At 73.1% G+C, this 26591-nt stretch carries 26 protein-coding genes; 13 read left to right on the top strand and 13 right to left on the bottom strand.

What is annotated here, in order from left to right:
• Positions 1–10: 10 nt before the first annotated feature.
• From BEK98_RS12765 to BEK98_RS12740, 6 genes are all read right to left on the bottom strand, one after another.
• Positions 11–1627 (bottom strand): SulP family inorganic anion transporter, encoded by a 1617-nt coding sequence (locus BEK98_RS12765; protein ID WP_094216595.1) that lies wholly within the window; start codon positions 1625–1627, stop codon positions 11–13.
• A 144-nt stretch (positions 1628–1771) separates the two neighbouring features.
• Complete coding sequence (locus BEK98_RS12760) at positions 1772–2446, bottom strand: carbonic anhydrase (protein ID WP_094216594.1); 675 nt, start codon at positions 2444–2446, stop codon at positions 1772–1774.
• Between the two features lie 151 nt (positions 2447–2597).
• Entirely contained in the window at positions 2598–3530 is a 933-nt protein-coding gene (locus BEK98_RS12755) for an ABC transporter substrate-binding protein (RefSeq protein WP_094216593.1), read from the bottom strand.
• A 10-nt stretch (positions 3531–3540) separates the two neighbouring features.
• Positions 3541–4203 (bottom strand): ABC transporter permease, encoded by a 663-nt coding sequence (locus BEK98_RS12750; protein WP_094216592.1) that lies wholly within the window; start codon positions 4201–4203, stop codon positions 3541–3543.
• Position 4204: 1 nt separating this feature from the next.
• Positions 4205–4846, bottom strand: a complete 642-nt coding sequence (locus BEK98_RS12745) for an ABC transporter permease (protein WP_094216591.1) — start codon at positions 4844–4846, stop codon at positions 4205–4207.
• Complete coding sequence (locus BEK98_RS12740) at positions 4843–5877, bottom strand: ABC transporter ATP-binding protein (protein ID WP_094216590.1); 1035 nt, start codon at positions 5875–5877, stop codon at positions 4843–4845. The genes BEK98_RS12745 and BEK98_RS12740 overlap by 4 nt, the downstream gene beginning before the upstream one ends.
• A gap of 141 nt (positions 5878–6018) precedes the next feature.
• Between BEK98_RS12740 and BEK98_RS12735 the strand changes: the two genes are divergently transcribed.
• The 3 genes from BEK98_RS12735 (at position 6019) to BEK98_RS12725 (ending at position 9123) form a co-directional block, all read left to right on the top strand.
• A complete protein-coding gene (locus BEK98_RS12735; protein WP_094216589.1) occupies positions 6019–7527 on the top strand; it encodes an aromatic amino acid ammonia-lyase in 1509 nt (502 codons plus the stop codon).
• Complete coding sequence (locus BEK98_RS12730; RefSeq protein WP_244201849.1) at positions 7524–8456, top strand: MurR/RpiR family transcriptional regulator; 933 nt, start codon at positions 7524–7526, stop codon at positions 8454–8456. Before BEK98_RS12735 ends, BEK98_RS12730 begins: the two co-directional genes overlap by 4 nt.
• An 82-nt stretch (positions 8457–8538) precedes the next feature.
• Positions 8539–9123: a hypothetical protein gene (locus BEK98_RS12725; RefSeq protein WP_244201848.1), complete on the top strand. Its 585-nt coding sequence runs from the start codon at positions 8539–8541 to the stop codon at positions 9121–9123.
• On the opposite strand, the gene BEK98_RS12720 is transcribed toward BEK98_RS12725, so the two are convergent.
• From BEK98_RS12720 to BEK98_RS12700, 5 genes are all read right to left on the bottom strand, one after another.
• On the bottom strand, positions 9120–9494 hold the full coding sequence (locus BEK98_RS12720) for a roadblock/LC7 domain-containing protein (RefSeq protein WP_094216588.1): 375 nt from the start codon (positions 9492–9494) through the stop codon (positions 9120–9122). The genes BEK98_RS12725 and BEK98_RS12720 overlap by 4 nt on opposite strands.
• 11 nt (positions 9495–9505) lie before the next feature.
• Complete coding sequence (locus tag BEK98_RS12715; protein ID WP_094216587.1) at positions 9506–10000, bottom strand: roadblock/LC7 domain-containing protein; 495 nt, start codon at positions 9998–10000, stop codon at positions 9506–9508.
• A gap of 31 nt (positions 10001–10031) precedes the next feature.
• A complete protein-coding gene (locus BEK98_RS12710) occupies positions 10032–10850 on the bottom strand; it encodes a hypothetical protein (RefSeq protein WP_094216586.1) in 819 nt (272 codons plus the stop codon).
• The gene (locus tag BEK98_RS12705) at positions 10847–11236 is read right to left on the bottom strand and encodes a hypothetical protein (RefSeq protein ID WP_094216585.1); all 390 of its coding nucleotides are present in this window, start codon (positions 11234–11236) and stop codon (positions 10847–10849) included. The genes BEK98_RS12710 and BEK98_RS12705 overlap by 4 nt, the downstream gene beginning before the upstream one ends.
• A 179-nt stretch (positions 11237–11415) precedes the next feature.
• The gene (locus BEK98_RS12700) at positions 11416–12789 is read right to left on the bottom strand and encodes a type III PLP-dependent enzyme domain-containing protein (protein WP_094216584.1); all 1374 of its coding nucleotides are present in this window, start codon (positions 12787–12789) and stop codon (positions 11416–11418) included.
• 148 nt (positions 12790–12937) lie between these two features.
• On the opposite strand from BEK98_RS12700, the gene hutU reads away from it, so the two are divergent.
• From hutU to hutI, 4 genes are read left to right on the top strand one after another with little or no spacing between them, the layout of a single operon-like run.
• Positions 12938–14602, top strand: coding sequence for a urocanate hydratase (hutU, locus tag BEK98_RS12695; protein WP_094216583.1), 1665 nt, complete (start codon positions 12938–12940; stop codon positions 14600–14602).
• Complete coding sequence (locus BEK98_RS12690) at positions 14599–15816, top strand: allantoate amidohydrolase (protein ID WP_094216582.1); 1218 nt, start codon at positions 14599–14601, stop codon at positions 15814–15816. The genes hutU and BEK98_RS12690 overlap by 4 nt, the downstream gene beginning before the upstream one ends.
• A complete protein-coding gene (locus BEK98_RS12685; RefSeq protein WP_094216581.1) occupies positions 15813–17159 on the top strand; it encodes a formimidoylglutamate deiminase in 1347 nt (448 codons plus the stop codon). The genes BEK98_RS12690 and BEK98_RS12685 overlap by 4 nt, the downstream gene beginning before the upstream one ends.
• 47 nt (positions 17160–17206) lie before the next feature.
• The gene (gene hutI, locus BEK98_RS12680) at positions 17207–18382 is read left to right on the top strand and encodes an imidazolonepropionase (RefSeq protein ID WP_094216580.1); all 1176 of its coding nucleotides are present in this window, start codon (positions 17207–17209) and stop codon (positions 18380–18382) included.
• 34 nt (positions 18383–18416) lie between these two features.
• On the opposite strand, the gene BEK98_RS12675 is transcribed toward hutI, so the two are convergent.
• Together BEK98_RS12675 and BEK98_RS12670 are read right to left on the bottom strand one after the other, a co-directional pair.
• Positions 18417–19946 (bottom strand): RICIN domain-containing protein, encoded by a 1530-nt coding sequence (locus tag BEK98_RS12675; RefSeq protein WP_094216579.1) that lies wholly within the window; start codon positions 19944–19946, stop codon positions 18417–18419.
• Positions 19947–20139: 193 nt separating this feature from the next.
• Complete coding sequence (locus BEK98_RS12670; protein ID WP_094216578.1) at positions 20140–21045, bottom strand: SigB/SigF/SigG family RNA polymerase sigma factor; 906 nt, start codon at positions 21043–21045, stop codon at positions 20140–20142.
• A gap of 249 nt (positions 21046–21294) precedes the next feature.
• Here BEK98_RS12670 and BEK98_RS12665 point away from each other — a divergent pair, with 249 nt between their 5' ends.
• The 6 genes from BEK98_RS12665 to BEK98_RS12640 all read left to right on the top strand — a co-directional run bounded on the left by BEK98_RS12665 (position 21295) and on the right by BEK98_RS12640 (position 26542).
• Positions 21295–21672 (top strand): STAS domain-containing protein, encoded by a 378-nt coding sequence (locus tag BEK98_RS12665; protein ID WP_094216577.1) that lies wholly within the window; start codon positions 21295–21297, stop codon positions 21670–21672.
• 229 nt (positions 21673–21901) lie between these two features.
• Positions 21902–22462 carry an ATP-binding protein gene (locus tag BEK98_RS12660; RefSeq protein ID WP_094216576.1) on the top strand — a complete coding sequence of 187 codons (561 nt, stop codon included), beginning with the start codon at positions 21902–21904 and terminating at the stop codon, positions 22460–22462.
• Positions 22463–22627: 165 nt separating this feature from the next.
• Complete coding sequence (locus tag BEK98_RS12655; RefSeq protein ID WP_094216575.1) at positions 22628–23314, top strand: LPXTG cell wall anchor domain-containing protein; 687 nt, start codon at positions 22628–22630, stop codon at positions 23312–23314.
• A gap of 47 nt (positions 23315–23361) precedes the next feature.
• Entirely contained in the window at positions 23362–24207 is an 846-nt protein-coding gene (locus BEK98_RS12650; RefSeq protein WP_094216636.1) for a COG1470 family protein, read from the top strand.
• Positions 24204–25277, top strand: a complete 1074-nt coding sequence (locus BEK98_RS12645; protein WP_094216574.1) for a hypothetical protein — start codon at positions 24204–24206, stop codon at positions 25275–25277. The genes BEK98_RS12650 and BEK98_RS12645 overlap by 4 nt, the downstream gene beginning before the upstream one ends.
• A gap of 2 nt (positions 25278–25279) precedes the next feature.
• Entirely contained in the window at positions 25280–26542 is a 1263-nt protein-coding gene (locus tag BEK98_RS12640) for a hypothetical protein (RefSeq protein ID WP_094216573.1), read from the top strand.
• Positions 26543–26591: the final 49 nt, after the last annotated feature.

Genomic DNA, 26591 nt, shown 5'->3' with positions numbered 1-26591 from the left:
GCGCTCCACCCTAGGGAGCGGTCATGCCCGCCGCACTGGGGACAACCCCCCTCTTCGCGCCGGTGCCGGCGGCCGTGAGGACCCCGCAGGACTCCAGCACCCTGCGGTGGTCCAGGTCCACCCCGCTGATCCGGACGTCGACGCCCCGCCCGCGCAGCTCGGCGACCGCCTCCTTCAGCGCCAGCGCGCCGGTCGCGTCCACCGCCGTGAGACCGGACAGCCGCAGGTCGACCGCCGAGACCCCGTCGTGCATGTCGGCGAGCCCGCACCGGAAGCGGTGGGCGGCGGCGAACAGCAGCGGGCCGTCGAACCGGTAGGTCACCGTGCCCGCCTCGCCCGGCAGTTCGTCGGCGGCGGCCGGGGTGAGCCGGGTGCCGCGCATCGCCGCGCGCAGCGCCAGCAGCACCGAGACGCCGAGGCCGATCAGCACCGCCCGCACCAGGTCCAGGGCGAGCGTGGCGCCCGCGGTGAGGACCAGCACCAGCGCGTCGCCGCGGGTGGCCCGCGCCATCGCCCGTACCGCGTCCCGCTCCACCATGCGTACGGCCGTCGCCAGCAGCACCCCGGCCAGGGCGGCCAGCGGGATACGGCCCACCAGCGGGGCGGCGACCGCGACGATCCCGGCGAGGATCACCGCGTGCGCGAGCGCGGCCAGCCGGGACGCGGCGCCGGTGCGGACGTTGACCGCCGTGCGGGCGATGGCGCCGGTCGCCGGGACCCCGCCGAACAGCGGGACCGCGAGGTTGGCGATGCCCTGCCCGAACAGTTCCTTGGACGGGTCGTGCCGCTCGCCGGGCCGCATTCCGTCGGCGACCGACGCCGACAGCAGGGACTCCAGGGCGGCCAGCGCGGCCACCGCGGCGGCCGGGGCGAGCAGGGAGGGGAGGCGGGAGAGGTCCAGGAAGGAGAGGGAGGGCGCGGGCAGGGACGCGGGGAGGGCGCCGATGCGGGTGACGGACAGGTGCAGGGCCTCGGCCGCGACGGTGACCGCGGCCACCGCGACGAGGGAGAAGGGCACGGTCGGCCGCCAGCGGGCGCCGGCCAGCACGATCGCCGCCGCACCGGCCGCGAGCAGCAGCGCCGGCCAGTGCGGGGCGCCGCCGAACTCCTCGGCCGCCCTCGCCGCCACGACGGCGACCTGCTCGCCGTGCGGCGTGGGTACGCCGAGTGCGGCGGGCACCTGCTGGAGGGCGATCACACAGGCGATGCCGAGGGTGAAACCGGCGATCACGGGCGCGGGGACGTACGCCATCGCCGCGCCCGCCCGGGCGAAGGCGAGGAGCAGCAGCAGGACGCCCGCCATCAGGCCGACGGTGAGGACACCGTCGGCGCCGTACCGGTGCACGATCGGCACGAGGACGACGGTCATGGCACCGGTCGGGCCGCTGACCTGGCGGGCGCTGCCGCCGAACAGCGCGGCCAGCGCACCGGCGACGACCGCCGTGGTCAGCCCGGCGGCGGCCCCGAGTCCGGAGGTGACGCCGAAGCCGAGGGCCAGCGGCAGGGCGACGACGGCGACGGTCAGCCCGCACAGCAGGTCGCGGCGCGGGGCACGGGTCATGGAACGGAGGTCGGCGGGGGAGGGCAGGACGGAGAGGGCCCGGGTGAGGGCGAGGGGCTGGTTCATGGGGGCGCGTTTCGCAGAGGGGTAGAGGCCGCCACTGTTGTGGGCAGTCGTTTCGCAGGGCGATGGGGGTCCCCCCGCTCGAGCGAAGCCGAGAGTGGGGGAGGGTGGGCACAGCGGACAGCGCCGGGGGCGTTTGAAAGGGGCTCAGGGCAGCAAGCTGACATGCCCCGAGTCGAGATCGAAGCGCGCGGCCTCCACCTCGGCGGAGCCGAACGCCGGGTCGGCGCGGATCGCGTCCCGGACCCAGGCGGTGTGGGCGCGCATGGTGTGCTCGGCCCAGTCACCGGGCAGCGCCCGGGTGCGCCGGGCGGCGGGGACGATCTCGTCCACCAGCAGTTCCAGATGGCCCGGCACCGGCGTGCCCGTGCGCAGATGGTCCAGCGTGGCGGCGACGGCCCCGCAGCGCTCGTGCCCGAGCACCAGCACCAGCGGGACGTCCAGCTCCTGGACGCCGTACTGGATGGAGCCGAGCACGGCCTCGTCCAGCACCTGGCCGGCGGTCCTTATGCACAGCAGGTCGCCGAGTCCCTGGTCGAAGACCAGCTCCGGCGGCACCCGGGAGTCGATGCAGCCGACGATCACCGCGAACGGGTGCTGTGCCGCGGCCAGCAGGTGCCGCCGGCCGGGGCTGTCGTGCGGATGGCGGGGGTGTCCGGCGGCATAGCGCCGGTTTCCCGCGAGGAGTTCGTCGAGGGCGGTGCGCGCGGTGTGCGCCGCGCGCGCGGGGTGGGGACGGGGACCGGGGGCGGCCGTCGCCGGGGCGGCGGTCAGGGCGGTGACGGCGGTGGCCGTCAGGAAGGCCCTGCGGTTGGAGGCCATGACGCTTCCTCAGGTGTCGTGCCAGTAGCGCACGTTCACCGTAAGCACCCGTCCGATCACCCTGAGTGTCGGTTTAACGACACTTGGCCGATTCGTCGTCAGATCATCGCCACGGCGATACCGCCCCTTGATGGCGGCCGCGGAAGGACCGTTACTTCACCAGCCCGTGCTGCTGCGCGTACGTGTTCGCCACGTCCTCCGGGTCCTTCTTGTCCTTGTCCACCTGGCGGTTCAGCTCGGTGAGCTGGGCGGTGGTCAGGACGTTGCCGAGCCGGGCCAGGGCCTTGCGGACGGTGTCGTCGGCCTTGCGGTCGGCGATGAGCGGGACGATGTGCTGGCTGGGGATCAGGTGCTCGGGGTCGGACAGCACCACCCAGTCGTTGGCCTTGATGTCGGTGTCGGTGGTGAAGAGGTTTGCCACGTCGACGTCCCCCTTCTTCAGGGCGCCCTTGACCAGTGGCCCGTCGGAGTCCAGCGACTTGAACTCCTTGAAGTCCACGCCGTACACCTCCTTCAGTCCGACCGCGCCGACCTGGCGCTTCTTCACCTCGGGCGCGGCTCCGATGACCAGCTTCCCGTTCTGCTTCCGCAGGTCGGCGAGCGAGGCGAGGCCGTACCTCTGTGCCGTCTCGCGGGTGACGACGAAGGCGTCCGAGTCCTCGGCCATGCCGTACGGCAGCACCTGGAGGCCGGCCGGCAGGGCGAGGGTGAGGGCGTTCTGCATGGCGCCCTGCTCGGTCGGCGTGGCCTTTGGGTCGAGGTAGTTGAGGAGGGCGCCCTGGTACTCGGGGAGGAGGTCGATGTCGCCGCTCCTGAGGGCGGGGATGACGATCTCCCGGGTGCCGAGGTTGGGGCGGACCTTGGTCTTCACGCCGGCCGCGGTGAGGACGGCCGCGTAGAGGTAGCCGAGGATCTGGTTCTCGGTGAAGTTGGCGGTGCCGATGGTGACTCCGCCCTTGCTGGAGCCACCGCCGCCCGAGGAGGCACCCGAGCCGTCGAGGGAGGTGATGCCACTCGCGCAGGCGGAGAGGGCGGGGACGGAGGCGACCGCGAACAGGCCGCCGAGGACGGTACGACGATTCATTTCGGGTTCCCTAGGCGGTGCGGTGGCGGAAGAGGAAGCGCTGGAGGCCGGCCAGGGCCACGTCGAGGACCACGGCGACCAAGGCGACCAGTACCGCGCCGCCGAGCACCTGGACGAGGTCGCGCTGGGCGAGGCCGTCGAAGACGTAGCGGCCGAGGCCGCCGAAGGAGACGTACGCGGCGATGGTCGCCGTGGCGACGACCTGGATCAGGGCCAGCCGCAGGCCGGTCATGATCAGGGGGAGCGCCAGCGGCAGCTCGACCTGGAACAGGACCTGGTGGCCGCGCATGCCCTGCCCGCGCGCCGCGTCCTTCACGTCCGGGTCCACGGCGGTCATGCCGGCGTAGGTGTTGGTGACGATCGCGGGGACCGCGAGGGCGACCAGCGCGACGTACACCGGCAGCATCGACAGGCCGCCGGCCAGGAAGACCAGCACGACCAGGCCGACGGTCGGCAGCGCGCGGCCGAAGGAGGCGAGGTTGATCGCGACGAACGCGCCCTTGCCGGTGTGGCCGATCAGCAGGCCGAGCGGAAGGCCGATGGCGGCCGCGATGACCGTGGCCAGCAGGGAGTACTGGAGGTGTTCGGCGAGCCGGTGGGCGATGCCGTCGGAGCCGGACCACTGCGAGCCGCTGACCAGCCAGTGGCCGAGGTTCTTGAGGAGTTCGAACATCTCAGGCTCGCCGCCTCTTCCACGGGGTGAGGACGTACTGGAGGGCGACCAGGGCCGCGTCCGCGACGACGGCGAGCAGGAGGGTGAGGACCACTCCGGCGATCACCGGGGTCGGGAAGTTGCGCTGGAAGCCGTCGGTGAAGAGCTGGCCGAGGCCGCCGTCGCCGATGTAGGTCGCGACGGACACGAGGGAGATCGACATGACCGTGGCGATGCGGACGCCCGCCATGATCACGGGCAGGGCGAGCGGGATCTCCACGGTGAGCAGGGTGCGCAGGGGGCGTGTGCCCATCGCCTTCGCGGCCTCCTTCACCTTCACGGGGACGGAGTCCAGGCCCTCGACCGTGTTCCGCAGCAGGACGACCAGCGTGTAGACCGTCAGGCCGGTCACGGTGGTGGTGCGGGTCAGGCCGCTCACCGGCAGCAGGAGCACGAAGATCGCGATCGACGGGATGGTGAACAGGACGTTCGAGGCGCCGAGCAGGAAGCCGCGCAGGGGGCGGATCCGGTGGGCGACCACCGCGAGCGGGAGGGAGATCAGCAGGCCGAGGAAGACGGCGGTCAGCGCGGCTTGGAGGTGGGAGATCGTGAGGGTGGTGAGGTCGTCGGTGTGGTCGCCTATCCACGACCAGTCGATGGTCATGCCGCCACCCGCGCTTCGGTGTGGGCCCGGCCCGCGTGCTGGTGGATGTCGTCCCGGGAGGAGACGCCGGTGAGGACGCCGTCGCCGTCGACGCGGGCGACCAGGCCGGTGGGGGAGGCGACCGACTCGTTGAGGGCCGACAGCAGGGAGTCGGAGTCCCTGAGCGGGCGTACGGGGAGTTCGGCGTCCTTCGAGGCCCAGTGCAGGGGCTTGCCCTGGGCGTCGCGTACGAGGGTCCAGGTGCCGCCTTCCGGCGCCGGGCCCTGCGGGACGTCCGCGAGGGTCTTCAGCGACAGCAGCTTCAGTCCGCGCTCCGCGCCGAGGAAGTCGGCCACGAAGTCGTCGGCGGGGCGGGCCAGGAGTTCGGCGGGCGGGGCGCACTGGACCAGGTGGCCGCCGGTGCGGAAGATCGCGATCCGGTCGCCGAGCCGTACGGCCTCGTCGACGTCGTGCGTGACGAAGACGATGGTCTTGCTCAACTCCTTCTGGAGCCTGAGCAGTTCGTCCTGGAGCTGGGTGCGCACGACCGGGTCGACCGCGCCGAAGGGCTCGTCCATGAGCAGGACGGGCGGGTCGGCGGCCAGGGCGCGGGCGACGCCGACGCGCTGCTGCTGGCCGCCGGAGAGCTGGTGCGGGTACCGCTTGCCGGCGTCGGCGGCGAGGCCGACGGTCTCCAGCAGCTCGGCGGCGCGGGCCCGGGCCTTCCTGCGGTTCCAGCCGAGCAGCAGCGGGACGGTGGCGATGTTGTCGAGCACCGTGCGGTGCGGGAAGAGTCCGGCCTGCTGGATGACGTAGCCGATGGAGCGGCGCAGCTCCGCCGCGTCCTGCCGCGTGACGTCCTTGCCGCCGACGCGGATGGTGCCGGAGGTCGGCTCGACCATCCGGTTGATCATCCGCAGGGTGGTCGTCTTGCCGCAACCGGAGGATCCGACCAGGACGGTGATGCCGCCCTCCGGCATCCGGAGGGAGAGATCGTGGACTGCTGTCGTGCCGTTGGGGAAGCGCTTGTGGACCGCGTCGAACTGGATCATGAGATGTCCCTTGCCCGGCTGTATAACGTCATGCAGAGTTCTTGGTGTCTGAATAGGTTGTCAATGGTCCGGTGTTAATCCGAGGTAACCAATGACCGCAGAGCAAGATCGGATGTCCGGATTGAGGGGAGTTTGGGCGTGATGTCGTCTCGCATTATGGACGCGCCGGAGTCCATACGGTCCGCAGCAGTGGTCCTCGACGGCGGCGGACTCGGCGTCGAGGGCGTCGTCCGGCTCGCCGACGGGGTGGCGCGGCCGGTGCCTGCGGCCGACGCGCTGCGGCGGGCGGAGGAGTCCTGGAACGCCGCCCGGCAGATCGCGGCCACCGGTCGTGTGTACGGCCGCTCCACCGGCGTGGGCGCCAACCGGAACGAGGACGTGCCCACCGAGGCCGCCGCCGGACACGGGCTGCGTCTGCTGCGCAGCCACGCCGGCGCGATAGGCGAGGAACTCCCCGCCCGGCAGGTGCGCGCGATGCTCGCCGTCCGGGCCAACCAGCTGCTGGCAGGCGGTGCCGGGCTGCGGCCCCGCGTGATCACGGCCCTGTGCGAGGCGCTGGAGACGGGCGCGTATCCGGTCGTCAACGAGTTCGGCTCCGTCGGCACCGGCGACATCGCGGCGCTGGCCCAGGTGGGTCTCGCGCTGGCCGGGGAGCACGCGTGGCGGGGTGCGGGCGCGCCCGAGCCGCAGCCGCTCGACAACAACGACGCCCTCGCCCTGATCAGCAGCAACGCCCTCACCCTCGGCCAGTCCGCGCTCGCCCTGCACGAGCTGAGCGGGCTGATCGGCGCCACCCAGGTCGTCGCGGCCCTGTCCCTGCTGGCCGTCGACGGCTCCCACGAGGCCTACGCCGCCCCCGTGCACGCCGCCCGCCCGCACCGCGGCAGCGCCGAGGTGGCCCGGCGGATGCGCGAGCTGATCGGCGCCGCCGACCGGCCGACCCCACCGCTGGGCCGGATCCAGGACCCGTACGGCTTCCGCTGCCTGCCCCAGATCCACGGCCCCGCGCACGACGCGGCCGACGCCCTGGAGCAGGTCCTGACCGTGGAGATCAACGCGGCCGCCGAGAACCCGCTGATCGCCCCCGAGGACCTGGCCGCCTACCACCACGGCGGCTTCTACCAGGCCCAACTCGCCCTCGCCCTGGATCACTTCAGGCTCGCCCTGACCCAGGTGGCCCGGCTGTCCACGTCCCGCCTGTCCACGCTCAACGAGCCCGCCTACACCCGGCTGCGCCCCTTCCTGGCCGACCACGAGCCGGCCTCCTCCGGCGTGATGATCCTGGAGTACGCGGCCGGAGCGGCCCTCGGCGATCTGCGGGCCTTCTCCGCCCCCGCGTCGCTCGGGCACGCTGTACTCTCCCGGGGCGTCGAGGAACAGGCGAGTTTCGCCTCGCTCGCCGCGCGGCAGACCCTGCGCGCGTGCGGTGCGTACCGTCTGGTGGTCGGCTGCGAACTCGTCGCCGCCGTCCGGGCGCTGCGCCAGCGCGACCTGAGGCCCGACCCGGGGCTCGCGGCCGGACAGGCGTTCGCGCTCGCCGAGTCGGTCCTCGACGACGACCAGGCCGACCGGCCGCTCACGGACGACGTGACGGCTGCGGCCCATCTGCTCGACCGGTTCACGGACATCTGGAGGGGGAGCACGGCATGAGCGTGGACAGGAGTACCGGCGTGACGTCCGGTGTGCCGTCGGAGGCAACGGCCGGCGTGACGTCCGGGGTGCCGTCCGGGGTGACGTCCGCTGTGACGGACAGCCCGGCCACCCGGCTGCAGGCGCTCTTCGAGGGGCACCGGCTCACGCCCACCCAGCGCCGCATCGCGCACAGCATGGTGCGGCGGGCCGCCGACGTGCCCTTCCTGTCCAGCGTGGAGCTGGCCGAGCTGGCCGGGGTCAGCCAGCCCTCGGTGACCCGATTCGCGGTCGCCCTCGGCTTCGACGGCTACCCCGCGCTGCGCAAGCACCTGCGCGAGGTCGTGCCCGCCGAACCGGCCGCGGAGGCGGGCTCGTACAACGAGTACCAGCAGGCCGTCGAGGCCGAGATCGAGAACCTGAAGCACCTCGCGGAGCTGCTCGCCGACCCCCGCCCGGTCCAGCGGGCCGGCCGGGTCCTGGCCGCCTCCCGCCCGCTGCCCGTGCTCGGGCTGCGCGCCGCCGCCTCCCAGGCGTACGGCTTCGCGTACTTCGCCGCCAAGGTCCACCCGGACGTCCGGCTGCTCAACGAGGGCGGCACGATGATCCACGACCGCATCGACGCGGCCGTCCGCGCGGGCGCCTCCGCCCTGCTGTGCTTCGCGCTGCCCCGGCATCCGCGCGAGGTCGTCGACACCCTCGCCTACGCCAAGGAGGCGGGCCTGACCGTCGTCACGGTCGCCGACTCCGCCTTCGCGCCCGTAGCCAGGTACTCCGACCTGCTGCTGCCCGCCGCCGTCGGCACCGGGCTCGCCTTCGACACCGCGTGCGCGCCCATGCTGCTCGGGCGGGTGCTGCTGGAGGCGGTCTGCGACGACCTGCCGGACGCCCAGGCCCGGCTGGAGGAGTTCGACGCGAACGCGGCTGCCCGCGGACTCTTCGTGGAGTGACCTGGCGCGCGCTCTCAGACTCGTCTCACGTTCGCCCACTAGCGTCCTGCGGAAACACAGGAACGTGACACGGGAGGCTGACGTGGCGCGCGGAGGACAGGGACTGGCCCGGGTGGCCGTCGTCGTACGGTCCGGGGCCGCACCGCTGTGGTGGTTCGGGGTCTTCGCCGCGGGGATCGGGGTCCTGGTGCCCGGGTTGACCGGGCGCCGGATCGGCGTGCTCGCGGGGGCCGCGCTGTTTCTGATCACCGCGGCCGTCGTGACGCTGGTGCGGCGGGGGCGGTACGCCGCCCTCGCCCGCGGGGCCGCCCGCGCGGGCAAGTACGACGTGCTGCAGGACCGGGCGGTGACCGTGCGGACCTGGCGCCGGGGGCACCGCTGGTGGCTGCTGCTCGCTTTCGCCGTCGCGTTCGGCAGCTCCTTCGCGGTGCCCGCGGCCGGGGGCATGCTGCTCGCCGGGGCCGGCACCGGGCTGCGGCTGAAGGCCGCCTGGCTCGGGCGGCGCGAGCGGGCCGAGGGCACCCTGCTGTGGGTGCGGGTCGACTGGCTCGACCGGCGGGGCGGGAGCCCGGCGGGCCGGGCCGTGAACGGCCTGCGCGGCACGGGCCTCGCCGCCGGCGACGCGGCCCCGGGCGGGACCCGCCGCCGTACCGACGCCCTCGTCTAGACCTCCAGGTCCTCCTCGATCTTCTTCAGCTGGTGCCGGGCCATCGCCAGGTTGGCCCGGCTCGAGTCCAGGACCAGGTAGAGGAACAGGCCGTTGCCGCCGCGGCCCTTGAGCAGCCGGATCAGGTGGTACTGGTCCGACAGGGAGATCAGGATGTCCTCGATCTCGCCCTTGAGGCCCAGGTGTTCCATCGTGCGCATCTTGGAGCGGATGACGTCCGTGTTGCCGGCGGCGGCCACGTTCAGGTCGAAGCTCTTGCTGCCGCCCATCGTGCCGAGCGCCATGCCGCTGGTGTAGTCGACGAGCGCGACGCCGGTGGCGCCCTCGATGGAGGTCAGCGCCTCTTTCAGCGCGGTCTCGGTGTTGGCCATGGTGGTTCCTCTCAGCTGTCGGTTGCGGTGCGCGCTTCGGCGGTCGTGGTGCGTGGCGCGCGCGTGGGTTTGGTCCGTGGTGCGGGTGTGGTTCTGGTGGCCGGCCGGGCGGCTTCCGCGGCGGCTTCGGCGGCGTCGAGCACGTCCCCGACGCGGGCGGCCGCGCGGCGGCCCTCCAGGTGCAGCCGGCCGACGTTGACCCGGTCCTGGGCGAGCAGGGTCAGCACGGCGGTGCGGCCGGCCGCGTAGGTGGCGACGTAGCCGCCATCGCCGCGCACCAGCAGCTCCCGGAAGCCGCCGTTCCCGGTGGCGTCGGCCACCCGTACGGCGACGCCGAGCGAGGCCGCGGTGAGTGCCGCCAGGCCCTCCGGGTCGACACCAGGGGTGTCGTGGGCGACGACGAGACCGTCGACGCCGGCCGCGAGGGCGCCGGTGAGCTGCGGCACGCGGGTCCGCAGCCGGCGCAGCTCGTCCAGGACGGAGTCGAGGTCCTGTGCGGACACCATCAGCTCTCTCCTCTCGGCGGGTTGGTGCCGTTCAAAGCGCCTCCAGCGCATCCCTGAGCCTCTTCAGCAGCGCGATGTCGGGGTCGGTGACCGTGAGCGGGGGAGCCGGGGGAACCGGCGGCGGGGCGGGGGCCGTGGGTACCGGCCCGAGCAGTCCGGCCGCCGCGAGCCGGCGTACGTCCACCAGCGTGTGGAACGCCTGCCGGCCCAGGTTGCGGGCGATCTCCGGGGCCGAGCGGACGCCGTCCACCCGGTCCAGGACCGCCCGCTGGCGGGGGGTGACCGGCGCCGTGGCGGCCGGGTCGGCGCGGATCAGCGGGGCGCTGTCGGTTGCCGGGTCCGGCCACAGGCGGTGCAGCAGCAGCCGGCGGCGCAGCGTCTCGCGTTCCAGCGCGATGACCGGAACCGAGGGCAGCGGGCCGAGGCGGGGCGCCCGGGCGTAGCGGAAGCGGCCCGGGGTGCTGCTCGGCGACAGCGCGAAGTACCCGGCGTCGTACAGCGCGTCCAGGTGGCACAGCTCCAGGGCGCCCTCGGGGAGCAGCCGGGCGTCCAGCAGCAGCCGGGCCGCGTCCGCCGGGCCCTCGGCCTGCCCGGCCGCCCGCTGCCAGGCGGCCGTGGCCAGGGTGCCGTGGGCCGTGAGGAGCACGTCGAGACCGGGGGCGTGCGGGCTCTCGGCGTGCACCACCCGGCCCTCGGCGAGGTGCAGGGTGCCGTGCTCGCGGACGAGGACGCCGGTGGCCTGGTCCTCGGCGAGCCGCCGGAGCATCGGTGACAGCGCGCCCGCCGTACGGTCCTGTGCCGTGGCCCTGTCCCGCACCGGCAGCGGCGGAGGCGTCTCGATCATCGTCATCCCAGCACCAGCCGGGCGGCCATCTCGCCGAGCCGGATCCGGGCGAGGGCGAGGTTGCCCTCCTCGCGGCCGAGCCACAGGTGCAGGAAGACGCTGCTGTCGAAGGACGTGTCCACGAACCGCAGCAGGTGGTAGCTGTCGTGGTTGCTGACGATCACGTCCTCGACGGGCGGGCCGCCGTCCTCGGCGTCCCCGGCCGCGAAGGCGCCGTGCTCGGCGGCCAGCCGGGCCAGTTCGGCGGCCTCGGCCGCGGTGGTCTCGTGGTCACCGCCGGGGGCGTCCCCGACGGTGCCCAGAGCCAGTCCGCTCGTCCAGTCCACCAGCGCGGCCCCCCGGGCACCGGGCAGCCGCATCGCTTCCAGTAAGCACTCGTCGATTCCGGGCACCGTGGCTCCCCTCCCGCCTGTGACTCCGGTTGAGTGACAGGGACACTACGCAACGTGTGCGCGAGAGGTGAGCGCTTTGGCATTTTCCAGTGGAACATGCGTCCGGCGTACTAGTGTGGGTCAACTGACGACTGTTTCACGGCAGTTGATCCAGTTGTTCGAGATGCGTCCGGGGTGCGTCAACGGCTCCCGGGCGTACGCAGGGTGGTGAGCGCGGACGGGTGCGCCCCGCCGGACTCGGCCACCACCTCCGCCACGGTCTGCGGCTCCCGCACGGTCGCGAAGGCCACCCCTCCCGTGCCGTCCGGCGCGAAGCCGTAGATCCCCGGCCGGGCGAGGGAGTTGTAGGCGTAGTGGTGGGCGAAGTAGTACGCGCCCGTGTCCAGCGCCGCCGCGTAGTCGCCCTGCTCCAGCAGGGGCAGCGTGCGCCCCTCGGCGAGCAGGTCGCCCGAGAAGCAGGCCGGGCCCGCCACGTCCTGCACCACCTCGGGGCCCGGCCTCGGCCGCCCCTTGGCGTCGTACGCGGCGATCCGCAGCGGCCACGCCTCGGGCGCGTACACGGTCCGCGTCGCCACCTGCACGCCCGCGTGTGTCACCGCGATCCGCCGCCCGCCGGATGTCTTGGTGTACTCCACCCGCGCCACCACCGTGCCGTGCCTGGCCAGCAGCGACCGCCCGAACTCGGTCACCAGCCCGTACCGCCCGTCGAACAGCCCCGGCACCTCCTCGGCCAGCACGCGCGCGTACTGCGCGTACGTCGGCGCCGTCGCCTCCGCCGCGAAGTCGACCGGCAGCCCGCCGCCGATGTCGAGCGTGTCGATCTGCGGCCGCCCGATCCGCGCGTTGATCTCCTCCGCGAGCGCGTACGTCTCCGCCACGCCCCGCGCCAGCAGCGGCAGTGGGATGCCCTGCGAACCGGTGTGCGCGTGCAGCCGGGTCAGCCACGGCCGGTCGGCGTACGCCCGGGCGACCCACTCCCGGGCCCCCTCGTCGCGCAGCGCCACCCCGAACTTGGAGGTCCGCGTCGCCGTCGAGGTCGCCCCGATGGTGCCGCCGCCGATCTGCGGGTTGACCCGGATGCCGAGCGGCGACCGGCTGGGCGCCGAGCCCACGAGGGCGTCCAGCCGGTGCAGCTCCTGCGGGTTGTCCGCGTTGACGGCGATGCCCAGGGCGAGCGCCTCGCGCAGCTCGGCCGGGGTCTTGGCGGGCGAGTCGAGCACCGTCCGGTCCGGCGGCACCCCCGCCGCCCGCGCCAGCGCCAGCTCGCCCGGGCTCGCCACCTCCGCGCCGATGCCCTCCTCGTGCAGCAGCCGCAGCACCGGCACCAGCGGGGTCGCCTTCACCGCGAAGGCGTGCAGCACCGGGGTCCCGGGCGCCGTGACCGCGTCGAACGCCGCCCGCAGGGCCGCCGCCGACTCCCGGATGCCGGTGACGTCCAGCAGCCCCACCACGGCCGCGTCCGGCCCCAGCAGCCCCTGCTCCACCGCGCCGCGCACCGCCTCGTCCCGCCGGGCGGCCCGCTCCCGGGCCTCGCTGTCGGTGTCCTGGTCCACGACCTCTCCCCTCCTGTCGCCCTGCCCGCGTATCGGGTGATTCCAGCCAAACACCCGCGACGCGCGGACGGGGTGCCACCGATGTATTGACTAGTTCTATTCAGGAAGTCAGGATGTGAATAGACGCAGCAACAGGAGGAGGCAGACGATGTCGGGACCCCGCCCCGTACGAGCACCGCGCGGCACGGAACTGAGCACCCTGGGATGGCAGCAGGAAGCCGCCCTGCGGATGCTGCAGAACAACCTCGACCCCGAGGTCGCCGAGCACCCCGACAAGCTCGTCGTCTACGGCGGCACCGGCAAGGCCGCCCGTGACTGGCGCTCCTTCGACGCGATGGTGCGCACGCTGAGGACGCTCAAGCAGGACGAGACCATGCTGGTCCAGTCCGGCCGCCCGGTCGGCGTCATGCAGACCCACGAGTGGGCCCCGCGTGTCCTCATCGCCAACTCCAACCTGGTCGGCGACTGGGCCAACTGGGAGGAGTTCCGCCGTCTGGAGGCCCTCGGCCTGACCATGTACGGCCAGATGACCGCCGGCTCCTGGATCTACATCGGCACCCAGGGCATCCTCCAGGGCACCTACGAGACCTTCGCCGCCGTCGCCGCGAAGAAGTTCAACGGCACCCTCGCCGGGACCATCACCCTCACCGCCGGCCTCGGCGGCATGGGCGGCGCCCAGCCCCTCGCCGTGACCATGAACGACGGCGTCGCCATCTGTATCGACTGCGACCCGCGTGCCATCGAGCGCCGCATCGAGCACCGGTACCTGGACGTCAAGGCCGACTCCCTCGACCACGCGCTCCAGCTGGCCACCGAGGCCCGGGACCAGCGCAAGCCCCTCTCCATCGGCGTCCTCGGCAACGCGGCCGAGCTGGTCCCGCAACTGCTCGCGATGAACGCCCCCATCGACATCGTCACCGACCAGACCTCCGCCCACGACCCGCTGTCCTACCTGCCGGTCGGCGTGGCCTTCGAGGACATGGCCGACGCGGCCGCCAAGGACCCGGCCGGCTTCACCACGCGGGCCCGTGAGTCGATGGCCAAGCACGTCGAGGCCATGGTCGGCTTCATGGACGCCGGCGCCGAGGTCTTCGACTACGGCAACTCCATCCGCGGCGAGGCCCAGCTGGCCGGGTACGACCGCGCGTTCGCCTTCCCCGGCTTCGTCCCCGCCTACATCCGCCCCCTCTTCTGCGAGGGCAAGGGCCCCTTCCGCTGGGCCGCGCTGTCCGGCGACCCGGCCGACATCGCCAAGACCGACAAGGCGATCCTGGAGCTGTTCCCGGAGAACGAGTCCCTGGCCCGCTGGATCAAGATGGCCCGCGAGCGCGTCCACTTCCAGGGCCTGCCCGCGCGTATCTGCTGGCTCGGCTACGGCGAGCGCGACAAGGCCGGCGAGCGCTTCAACGACATGGTGGCCTCCGGCGAGCTGGCGGCTCCGCTGGCCATCGGCCGCGACCACCTGGACTGCGGCTCCGTCGCCTCCCCGTACCGCGAGACCGAGGCCATGCTCGACGGCTCCGACGCGATCGCCGACTGGCCGCTGCTGAACGCCATGGTCAACGTGGCCTCCGGTGCGTCGTGGGTGTCCATCCACCACGGCGGCGGCGTGGGCATGGGCCGCTCCATCCACGCCGGCCAGGTCACGGTGGCCGACGGCACGAAGCTGGCCGGCGAGAAGATCCGGCGCGTGCTCACCAACGACCCCGGCATGGGTGTCATCCGGCACGTGGACGCCGGGTACGACATCGCGGAGTCGGTGGCGCAGGAGCGTGGGGTGCGGGTGCCGATGCGCGAGGGTGACCAGGCGTGACCTTCCACAGCATGTGGGCGGAGCTGCTGCCGATCGGCCGCAGCTCCGCCTCCGGCGGCTACCGCCGCTACGCCTGGACCGGGGCCGACTCCGACTGCCGGGCCTGGTTCAAGGAGCAGGCCGAGGCCCGGGGGCTGACCTATGAGGTCGACCGGAACGGGAATCAGTGGGCCTGGGTCGGGGATCCGGGCGCCGGGGACGCTGTGGTCACCGGGTCGCATCTGGACTCGGTGCCGGACGGGGGTGCCTTCGACGGGCCGCTCGGGGTCGTGTCCTCCTTCGCCGCCCTGGACGAGCTGCGCGGAAGGGGAGTGCAGTTCGGCAAGCCCCTGGCCATCGTCAACTTCGGTGACGAGGAAGGGGCCCGGTTCGGGCTGGCCTGTGTCGGGTCCCGGCTCACCGCGGGAGAGCTGACCGTCGAGCAGGCCCACCGGCTGACCGACGGCGACGGGATCAGCCTCCCGAAGGCCATGGAGGCCGCCGGGTACGACCCCGACGGCATCGGGGCCGACCCGGAGCGGCTGGCCCGGATCGGCGCCTTCGTCGAACTGCACGTCGAGCAGGGCCGCGCGCTGGACCTGTCCGGCGACCGGGTCGGCATCGCCAGTGCCATCTGGCCGCACGGCCGCTGGCGCTTCGACTTCCGCGGCGAGGCCAACCACGCCGGCACCACCCGGCTGGTCGACCGGCGCGACCCGATGCTGTCGTACGCCGAGACCGTGCTCGCCGCCCGCCGGGAGGCCGAACTCGCCGGTGCCGTCGCCACCTTCGGCAAGATCTCCGTCGAGCCGAACGGCGTCAACGCCATCCCCTCCCTGGTGCGCGGCTGGCTCGACTCCCGCGCCGCCGACCAGGAGACCCTGGACACGGTCGTCGGCGGCATCGAGAAGGCCGCACGGGCGTACGCGGACGCCCACGGCATCGACCTCGATGTCGTCCGGGAGTCCTTCACCCCGGTGGTGGAGTTCGACCACGCGCTCCGCGACGAACTCGGCCGCATCCTGGGCAAGGACACCGGTCTGAACGTGCCCGTGCTGGGGACCGGTGCCGGACACGACGCCGGAATCCTCTCCGGGCGCATTCCGACCGCCATGCTGTTCGTGCGCAACCCCACCGGCGTCTCGCACTCCCCGGCCGAGTTCGCGGCCGAGGACGACTGCGTGGCCGGGGTGAGCGCGCTCGCCGACGTACTGGAAGGGCTGGCCTGCACGTGACGACGCAGACGACGCGAACGTACTGGCTGGAGCACGCCTGGCTCGACACCAACGTCGAGCCGGGCGTGACGGTGCAGGTCACGGACGGCCGGATCTCCGCCGTCCACACCGGCGTCGCCACCCCGCCGCCCGGCGCCGAGATCCTGCGCGGGCTGACCCTCCCCGGCCTGGCCAACGCCCACTCGCACGCCTTCCACCGGGCGCTGCGCGGCACGGTCCAGGTCGGCTCCGGCACCTTCTGGACCTGGCGCGAGGTGATGTACTCCGTCGCCGACCACCTGACCCCGGAGACCTACCACGCCCTCGCCCGCGCGGTGTACGCCGAGATGGCCCTGGCCGGCGTCACCTGTGTCGGCGAGTTCCACTATGTGCACCACGCCCCCGGCGGCACCCCCTACGCCGACCCCAACGCCATGGGCGAGGCGCTGATCGCGGCCGCCGCCGACGCCGGAATCCGCATCACCCTGCTGGACACCGCCTACCTCTCCTCCGGCTTCGGCGAGGAACCCAACATCCACCAGCTGCGCTTCTCCGACGGCAGCGCGGAGGCCTGGGCCGAACGCTGTGCAGTTCTCAAGGAGCGGGATCACGCGCGGATCGGAGCGGCGATCCACTCCGTACGGGCCGTGCCCGCGAGCCAGTTGGCGACCGTGGCGCGGTGGGCGGAGGAGCGGCGGGCCCCGCTGCATGTGCACCTGTCCGAGCAGACGGCGGAGAACGACGCCTGCAAGGCCGCGCACGGCTGCACCCCCACCCGGCTGCTCGCCGACCACGGCGTCCTCGGGCCGCGCACCACCGGGGTGCACAACACCCATCTCACCGACGAGGACATCGCGCTGCTCGGCGGCTCCGGCACCGGCACCTGCATGTGCCCGACGACCGAACGCGACCTGGCGGACGGCATCGGACCCGCCGTCGCCCTGCAGCGGGCGGGCTCCCCGCTCTCCCTCGGCTCCGACAGCCACGCCGTCATCGACCTGCTCGAAGAGGCACGCGCGATGGAGCTGAACGAGCGGCTGCGCACCCGCACCCGGGGCCACTGGACCGCCGCCGCACTGCTGCGCGCGGCTTCGGCGGACGGCCACGCCGCACTGGGCTGGCAGGACGCGGGCAGCCTGGAGGCGGGTGCGCTCGCCGACTTCACGACGATCGCCATGGACTCCGTCAGGACAGCGGGGCCGCTCCCGCGACTCGGCGCCGAGACAGCGGTCTTCGCCGCGTCCGCCGCAGACGTACGCCACACCGTCGTGGGCGGCCGCCATGTCGTACGAGACGGTGTCCATGCCCTGGTGCCGGACGTGCCATCAGCACTGGCGGAAGCGATCGACGCCCTGCGCGGCTGACCACCGTCGAACCCGCCGACCCCCACCCGGCCACCCCTGAGGACACCATGATGAGCAGCACCGTCATCACCAACATCGCCACGCTGGTCACCAACGACCCCTCCCTCGGTGACGGATCCCCCCTCGGTCTGATCCAGGACGCGGCCGTCGTCATCGACGGCGACCGCGTCGCGTGGACCGGTGAATCCAGCAAAGCACCCGCCACTGACAACCGGGTCGACGCGGGCGGCCGGGCGGTGCTGCCGGGCTTCGTGGACTCCCACTCCCACCTGGTCTTCGCCGGTGACCGCACGCAGGAGTTCAACGCCCGGATGTCCGGCCGCTCCTACACCGCGGGCGGCATCCGCACCACGGTCGCGGCCACCCGCGCCGCGACCGACGCGGAACTGGAGGCCAACCTCACCCACTACCTGGCCGAGGCCCTGCGCCAGGGCACCACGACCTTCGAGACGAAGTCGGGCTACGGCCTGACCGTCGAGGACGAGGCCCGCGCCCTGCGCATCGCGGCCCGGCACACCGACGAGGTGACCTACCTCGGCGCCCACATCGTCTCCCCGGACTATGCCGACGACCCGGCGGCCTACGTCGCCCTGGTCACCGGCGAGATGCTGGACGCCTGCGCGCCGCACGCCCGCTGGGTCGACGTCTTCTGCGAGAAGGGCGCCTTCGACGGCGACCAGGCCCGCGCGATCCTGACCGCGGGCAAGGCCAGGGGCCTGCACCCCCGCGTCCACGCCAACCAGCTCTCCTACGGCCCCGGCGTCCAGCTGGCCGTCGAGCTGGACGCGGCGAGCGCCGACCACTGCACCCACCTCACGGACGCGGACGTCGACGCCCTCGCCAACGGCAACACGGTCGCCACCCTGCTGCCCGGCGCCGAGTTCTCCACCCGCGCCGAGTGGCCCGACGCCCGCCGCCTCCTGGACGCGGGCGTGACGGTCGCCCTCTCCACGGACTGCAACCCGGGCTCGTCCTTCACCTCCTCCGTCCCCTTCTGCATCGCCCTGGCCGTCCGCGACATGCGCATGACCCCCGACGAGGCGGTCTGGTCGGCCACCGCGGGCGGCGCGGCGGCCCTGCGCCGCACGGACATCGGCCGGCTCGCCCCGGGCGCGTACGCGGACCTGACGCTCCTGGACGCCCCGAGCCACGTCCACCTGGCCTACCGGCCCGGCGTCCCGCTGGTCAGCGGGGTCTGGCGCAGGGGTGAGCGGGTGCTGTGAGCGGGTGCTGTGAGCAAGCAGGCGGGGGCCGGGTTCAGGCGGCCCCGGCCCGCCACCGCTGCCCCGAGCCCCCGTTCAACGGCTCCAGCCCCACCCCGTCTCCGCCCTCCGGTGTCACCGCCGTCTCGATGGCGATCGCCGGGCGGATCGTGCCGTCGGGGTCGACCGTGAAGCGCAGGTTCTGGCCGTTGGAGCCGTAGACCGAGTCGCAGCCCCAGATGCCCACGCCACGATCGGTCGCGCCGCGGCTGTCCAGGCAGAAGTCGGAGTCGGCGGCCGAGCGCAGGACGCCCAGGTAGGTGTCGAAGCGCCAGTGCTGGGTGGGGGAGGAGGTACAGGGCGCCGTGATGACGTCGTTGCCCTGGGAGAAGTCGCCGTCGCGGATGTCGAGGCAGCGGCCTGTCGCGAGGTTCACCACCTGGGCGTAGGCGGTACCCGGGGGCGAGAACGTGGGGGACGGGCTCGGGGTGCGGCTGGGGCGCGGGGACCTGGTCGGGCGGTGCGTAGTCCTCGTCGGGGAAGGGGACTTGGCCGTGCGGGACGGAGTCGGGGAGGGCGACGGGGTCACGGAGACGGTCGCCGTCACCGTCACCGGCGGGGGTGTGGGCGTCGCGGCCACCGGCTGCTTGGCGGGGTCGTCCGGTGAGGACAGCAGGAACACCAGCAGCGGGGCCAGGGCCACGGCCAGGGCCGTCGACGCGAGCAGGTAGCGGCGCCGGGGTGGCCAACTTTCTTGGCCCACAGGCGGTTTCGGTGCGGGGAGCGGCTCGTCGGGCCGTATGTACGACGTTCCGTTCCACGGCAGCAGGCCCTCCGCCAGGGTCTGCCTCGGGGTGTCCCGCAGTGCGGTCAGGTCCTCGAACGCGGCCGTGCAGTAAGGGCAGTGGGCCCGGTGGGCGTCCAGGTCGGGGCTGCGGCGGGGCCCGTCCTGTCGTACCGCCTCCTCGATCAGCCGGCGGAAGTCGGCGCAGCGCGGGTCGTCGGAGGCGGCCAGACGGAGTCTCAGGCAGGCCTGGGCCAGGGCCTTGAGGGCCGGCTGGGTGCCGTGGGCCACGTCCGCGCGGCTCAGGCCGAGGAAGGCCGCGGTGCGCTCCACGGGTTCCGCCTCGACGACGCCGTACCAGATCAGGCCCTGGGTGCGGGACGGGAGCGTCTGGAACGCCGGGAGCAGGGGAGGGGTCGGGCCGTCGGGCAGGCCGCTGGAGTTCAGGACCAGGAGGAAACCCGGGTCCACCCCCGCGGAGCGTTCATCGGTCGCCCAGGAGGCTGCCAGTTGCGCGGTGAGGAGCAGGAGTTGGTGGCGCAGCGGGACGTTCGGTTCCCGGCCGCGCGCGGTCTCGCGGGCCGCCGTGGTGAGGGCCTCCGCCGCCAGCCGGCGGGCGCCGGACTCGCTCGCGGTGCACAGCCGGGCGTAGGCGAGGACCGCCGGGTGGTGCCGGCGGCGCAGCTCCTGCAGCGCCGGGTAGGCCGTCGGGGTGGGGGCGCGCAGCAGTTCCGTCAGCCGTGCGTCCGGTGCGTCCGCGTGTTCCGCGCCCGCCTCGGCCGGGTCGCCGCCCTGAGCCATCCCGCACCCTCCGTCCCCCGTGGCCTGAAACCTACTCGTCAGTTGGGGGCCCATCGTGGTGGAGGGGTGCGGTTCGGGAAAGACGTTTCCCCGGGTAACCCGCATAACGGTTCGGGTGATCGAACACGCGAAGCGGCCCGGCACTGTCGGCCGAGCCGCTTCCCACGGGTGACGGAGGGTCACTCCGCCGAGGTCACTCCTCCAGGGTCAGCCCCCTGCGCAGCCGCACCAGGGTCCGGGACAGCAGCCGGGAGACGTGCATCTGGGAGATGCCCAGCTCCTCGCCGATCTCCGACTGGGTCATGCCCGCGACGAAACGCAGGGAGAGGATCTTCCGGTCCCGGGGCGGGAGTTCGGCGATCAGCGGCTTCAACGACTCGACGTACTCGATGCCTTCGAGCCCGTGGTCCTCGTACCCGATGCGATCCGAGAGCGCGCCCTCGGAGTCGTCCTCCTCGGGCTGGGCGTCCAGGGAGGAGGCGGTGTACGCGTTCGAGGCGGCCATGCCCTCGACGACCTCGTCGTTGGAGATGCCGAGCCGCTCGGCGAGTTCCACGACGGTGGGCGCGCGGTCCAGTTTCTGGGCCAGCTCGTCCCCGGCCTTGGCCAGGTCGAGGCGCAGCTCCTGCAGCCGGCGCGGTACGCGCACGGACCACGAGGTGTCGCGGAAGAAGCGCTTGATCTCGCCGATGATGGTCGGCATCGCGAAGGTGGGGAACTCCACACCGCGGGTGAGTTCGAAGCGGTCGATCGCCTTGATCAGGCCGATGGTGCCGACCTGGACGATGTCCTCCATCGGCTCGCTGCGGGAGCGGAAGCGGGAGGCGGCGAACTTGACGAGCGCGAGGTTCAGTTCGACGAGCGTGTTGCGGACGTACGCGTACTCGTGCGTGCCTTCCTCCAGCGACGTCAGCCGCTCGAAGAGGGTCTTGGACAGGGCCCGCGCGTCGACGGGGTCGACCTCGTCGAAGGGGGGGATCTCCGGGAGCCCCGCGAGGGGGTCGTGGAGGTCGACGGGATCGAGGGGGTGATCCAGTTTTTCCGGTGGGGGTGTCGACGTCGCGATGCGGGAAGGCGATTCGTCGAGCCGGGGTGACATGGGTGTCCTCCGTCGTTCTCGGCATATGGCTGCCGAAGCCAGTGCGTGCACTGCGGTGTGCGGCGCCTCCGAAGCCGGCGTGTAGGAATGTGTTCCTACTAGCCCTACCCGCTTCCGTGAGTCGATCGCAAGTACGTTCTATGGCGATCTGTCCGATTATGCGAGGTTGTTCGGGTGTCGGAGAGTGTGAGGAAGGCGTAGTGTTCCTGGGCGTCAGCAGCAGCCACGACCTCGGGAGAGAGAGACGGCATGGACCACGGGATGGTCGGCAGCGCACAGTCGGGCCGGCTTCTGGTGGAGGTGCGCGAAGTGGGCTCCAGTGCCGTAGTGACACCGGCGGGTGAGCTGGACCACCACACCGCCGATCTTCTGCGCGAGCCGCTCGACGACCTCCTGGGCAAAGGGTTCTCACGCCTCGTGGTGGACTGCTCACGGCTGGAGTTCTGTGACTCCACCGGCCTGAACGTGCTGCTGGGAGCCCGGCTGAAGGCCGAGGCCGCCGGTGGCGGAGTGCACCTGGCCGGAATGCTTCCGGTGGTCGCCCGGGTGTTCGAGATCACGGGAGCGGGAGCGGTCTTCACCGTCCATGACTCCCTGGAGGCGGCGCTGGCCGGCGAGGCCGACTGAGACCCGCGCCCGGCCGTCCCGTGTCAGGCCGCGTAGTCCGCGAGTGGCACGGGTCATGCCCGGAACGGGGGTGTTCCCCCGGATCGGCCGGGCAGGAGAATGCTGAACGCGCCGGCCGTCGGGCGCCGTATCCCCCGGGGGACCGGTGACCGGCCCGGGCGTGACATGTGAGCATTTAAGTCGTGTGCTTTTGAATCGTGTACTGGTGAATCGGTGAGGTGAAGCGCTGATGAGCACCACCCGGCCTTACTCGCCGGGCGACCGCGGCCCGGAGCCCAGCGGCGTTTCCGGGGCGTCCGAGGGGGGTGCGCCGGAGGGCGGCGCGTCCACGGGGGCAGCCGCGCCGTCCGTGCCGTCCGAGGGTGTACGGGAGACTCCGGGGCGAGAGGTCCGCAGGCTGCGTCTGGACGGCGAGAGCGGGGTCGTCCCGCTCGCCCGCGACTTCGCCCGTCAGGCGCTGTACGCGTGGGGCTGGCTGCCCGCCGCCTCCGCCGACCGACGGGCCGCCGCCGAGGACGTGCTGCTCGTCGTGTCCGAGCTGGTCACCAACGCCTGCCTGCACGCCGAGGGCCCGGAGGAGCTGTTCCTCGCCTGCGACGACAAGGTGATCCGGGTGGAGGTCTCCGACCGCGGCGCCGGCCAGCCGGCCCCGCGCACCCCGCACCGCGCCGGCCGCCCCGGCGGCCACGGCATGTTCATCGTGCAGCGGCTGTGCCTGGACTGGGGGGTCGTCCGCACCCCGGGCCGCTCGGGCAAGACGGTGTGGGCCGAACTGGGCGCTCCCGTCTGAGTGTTCCGACGGCCACCTGAGCCCCCGTCTCCACTCGAATCCCTTCTCGTACACGCCGGATCGACACAACTCCGGCGTGTGCCGCGTCTTCCCTCCTCACGACCCCGGGCGTACCTTGACGGCCGAATCTGATATGCCGTCAGGAATGAATGGGGTGGACCGACCGTGTCGTACCCGCAACGAACCGCCGCGCTCGTGTCCGCCGCGGCCCTGGCCGGCTCGGCGGTGCTGCTGGCCGCGCCGGCGGCCCACGCCGACGTGGTCGACGTCAACTACCACTGCAAGACGCCGATCGGCGACAAGAGCGCCGTCTCGCCCATCGACATCAAGGGGGTCAAGAGCGGCAACCGCTACACGATCACCATGTCCTGGCAGAAGGGCGTCTCCTCCAGCCCGGTCGAGCTGGGCAAGGGCGCGATGAAGCCGAGCGCCACCATCAACCTCGGCGGCGCCGACCGCGGCACCCTCCCCGTCACCGGCCCGGCCAACGGGGCCGCGATACCCGCCAACACCCCCATCAAGATCAGCGACTTGAGCGGCACCTACACCCCGGAGAAGACCGGCAAGGTCACCTTCACGCCGGGCACGCTCACCATCAAGGCGCTCGGTACGACGACCACCTGCACCCCGACCAACAGCCCGAAGCCGGCCCTGACGCTGGACGTGACGGCGGCCGGCGGATCGTCGTCGTCCTCCTCTTCCTCCTCCTCGGGCGGCTCCGGTGGGCAGCTCCCGCAGACCGGCCCCGAGGACTCCGCCGTCGCCCTCGGCACGCTTGGCGGAACGGTTCTCCTCGCGGGCGCGGCGGGCGCGCTGTGGCTGACCCGGCGGAACCCGGCCGCACGCCGCTGACCTGCCGCACGCCGCTCAACCGCAGCCTCCGACCGCTGGAGCCGCCCATGCCGTCCGCCGCCGCCCGTGTCCTCGGCCTCGCCCTGTTCCTGCTGCTGGCCTCCGCACCGCACGCGGAGGCCGCGGCAGGCTGGTCCCTCGCGCCCGCCGGCGCCGGACGCCCCTCCTTCTACGCCGAGGGCGCCCCGGGAACGGTCCTTCAGGACACGGTGTCCGTGACCAACCGCAGCCGCAAGCCGCTCACCGTGCACCTGCGCGGCACCGGCGTGCGGATCGCGTTCGCCCGAACCGGCCTGCGCGTCCCCGCGCGCACCCGTGCCGAGGTGCCGTTCACGGTGACCGTGCCGACCGGTGCCGCACCCGGCGACCGCTCCGGCACGATCACCGCCCGGGACGCGGACGGCCGTACGGCCGCCGTCGCGCTCCGGCTGCGCGTGGGCGGCCCGGCCCTGTCCGCGCTGACCGTCGAACATGTCGCGGTGCACGGCGACCGGATCACGTACGAGCTGGTCAACCGCGGTACGACCACCCTCGTACCGAAACTCGCGGTGCGCGCCGACGGCGTCTTCGGCCCGGTCCTCGACCGCCCCGCGCGCACCCTGCCGGTCCATCTGCCCCCGGCATCCCGCCGGACCCTCAGCGAGCCGTGGCCCGACCGCCCCGCGCTGGACGACGTCGACGTACGGCTGACGGTGACCGCGGCGGGCGGCGCCCACGACACCACGCACACCTCGGCCCGGTTCGTGCCCTGGGGCGCGGTGACCGCCGTCCTCGGGGCGCTCGTGGCGGCGGCCGCGCTGCCGGCCGTACGGCGCGGCAGGCGTCGTAGGAGTACGGCCGAGGACGACGAACACATGCCTACGGAAGTCGAGTTGACGGGAGCGGCGACGTGAGCGGCAAGGCCCGGACACCCGTGCTGGCGGTGGTACTCGCACTGCTCCTGCTGCCGCTCGCCGCCCCCGCGGCCGCGGCGGCCGGGCCCGTCGTGAAACTGTCCACGTCCCAGGCGGGTACGGGCGGTTCGGTCACCGTCAGCGGCAGCGGCTGGCGGCCGCACACGCTGCTGATGATGCTGATCTGCGGCCGGTCCACCCCGTCCCGGGGCGTCATCGGCGGCACCAACTCCTGCGCCAACGGCGACGGCCGGGCCGTGACCACCGACGCCGGCGGGTCCTTCGCCAAGAAGCTGCCGGTCGCCGAGCCGCCCGTGCCGTGCCCCTGCGTGGTGCACGTCGCCACGGTGACCGGTGCGAAGGCCGAGGCGGACGCCGTCCTCGAGGTCGCCGGACATCCCGTCGCCCCGCTGCCCGCCGAGCCGTCCGGCGGCCGGCTCTCGATCCTCTCCGACACCCGGCTGACCGGCTCCAGCGGCGTGCTGACCTGGTTCGGGGCGCCACCGAGCCGCACCCTGGTCTTCACCGCGGGCAACATCGGCTCCACCGAGATCAAGAACCCGGTCTTCCGGGTCGGCACCGCGCACGGCGTCTTCGCGCCCCAGTGGGACGAGCAGCAGTGGCGCGGCACCCTCGCACCCGGCAAGAAGGCGCAGATCAAGCTGCCCGTGGAGCTGTCGGCCGGGGCGCACGGCGACTACACCGTCTCCCTCCGGTACGACGGCAAGGTCCTCGCCGAGCAGCCGTGGGGCGTGGGGCGCCCCTGGGGCGTGACGCTGTTCTGGATCCTGCTCTGCCTGGTCGTCCCGGCCGCGGTCTTCCGCGTCGGGATGGCCGTCGTGGACCGGGTACGGCCGCCCCGGCCGGGCGGTGTCCGCCACCGGCGGCTCGCCCGGCCCGCGCTGCGGCCGCCCCGCTCCCGCACTCCCGGGCCCGAGCCCGACCCGACTCCGACCCTGCCGTGGTTCACCCCGGACTCCGCTCCGGGCGGCCCGGCCGGCCGGCTCTCCGCACCGCACGACGACAGCCCGACGAGTCCTACGACTCCCACCACGAAGGGACCCACGTGAGCATGCGAAGGAGAGTCACCCCGGCCCGCAGGACGGGCGCCGTCGGCGCCGCACTGGTGCTCTGCTCGGCAGGCGTGCTGCTGGGCGTGGCGGCCACGCCCGCGCAGGCGGCCGAGGTGTCGTTCGCCACCCACTGCGTGCCGCCCGCGGGCATCGACCCGGTCGACGGCACCACGAAGGTCGAGATCACCGCGCCGGCCACGGCCAAGGTGGGCGACACGGTCGACATCGTGTGGAAGTTCGTCCAGGCCGCGTCCAAGAACCCGGACATCATCGACCTGCCCGCCAACTCGGTGCAGCCGTCCGGGGTGCTCAAGGCGGCCGGCGCACAGGCGGCCGACATCGCCATGCAGGGCCCGCGGGAGAACCCGGCGATCCCCAAGGGCGGCGACATGGTGCTGTCCGACATGAAGGGCACCCTGAAGCTGACGACAGCGGGCGAGGTGACGCTGACGCCGGACGCGTACACGGTCAACGCGATGTCGACGGACACCAAGTGCACGCCGAAGGAGACCGTGCAGAAGGCGGCGACGATCCAGGTGACGCCGGGGAGCGGGGGCACGTCCAGCTCGTCGCCGACGCAGTCGGCCACGCCCACGAAGAGCGCGACCCCGACCGGCGGCACGGGTCAGACCGACTTCCCGGGCAAGGAGGTCCAGGTCCCCTACGCCTGCAAGACGCCGATCGGCGACAAGAACGCGACCTCGCCGGTGCAGATCAACGCCAAGAAGAACGGCGGCGATTACGACCTCACCGTGCAGTTCAAGAAGTCCGTGATGAACAGCCCCGCCGACATCCCGAAGGACTCCGTGAAGCCGTCGATGGAGGTGGTGCTGGGCGGCGCGGACAAGGGCACCGTGCATGTGGAGGGGCCGACGAACGCGCAGCCCATCAAGTCCGGCGAACCGATCGAGATCCCGGACCTCACCGGCACCTACAAGCCGGGCGCGAGCGGCACCTCGACCCTGGCGCCGGGCGTCCTCACCATCAAGGCCCTGGGTACGACGACGACCTGCACGCCGGAGAAGTCGCTGGTCTCCCTCACCCTGGACACCGCCCAGCAGCCGGGCGGCGCCTCGGGCGGCACGTCGACCTCCGGAGGCTCGTCGTCCACCGGCGGCAGCAGCACCAGCGGCGCGGGCGGCCTCGCCGAGACCGGCGCCGGCGACCACGGCGCCCTGAAGGCCCTGGGGTTGGTGGCGGGCACGGCGATCCTGCTGGGCGCGGCGGTGTTCACGTTCATGCCGAAGCGCAGGACGCGGTAGGTCCGGGACAACAGAAGAGGGCCACCGCACCGTCAGGGATGCGGTGGCC

Origin of the sequence: Streptomyces diastatochromogenes, from assembly GCF_002242805.1 — a bacterium.
Classification (GTDB): domain Bacteria; phylum Actinomycetota; class Actinomycetes; order Streptomycetales; family Streptomycetaceae; genus Streptomyces; species Streptomyces diastatochromogenes.
This window is presented reverse-complemented; position numbering and strand designations above follow the sequence as displayed.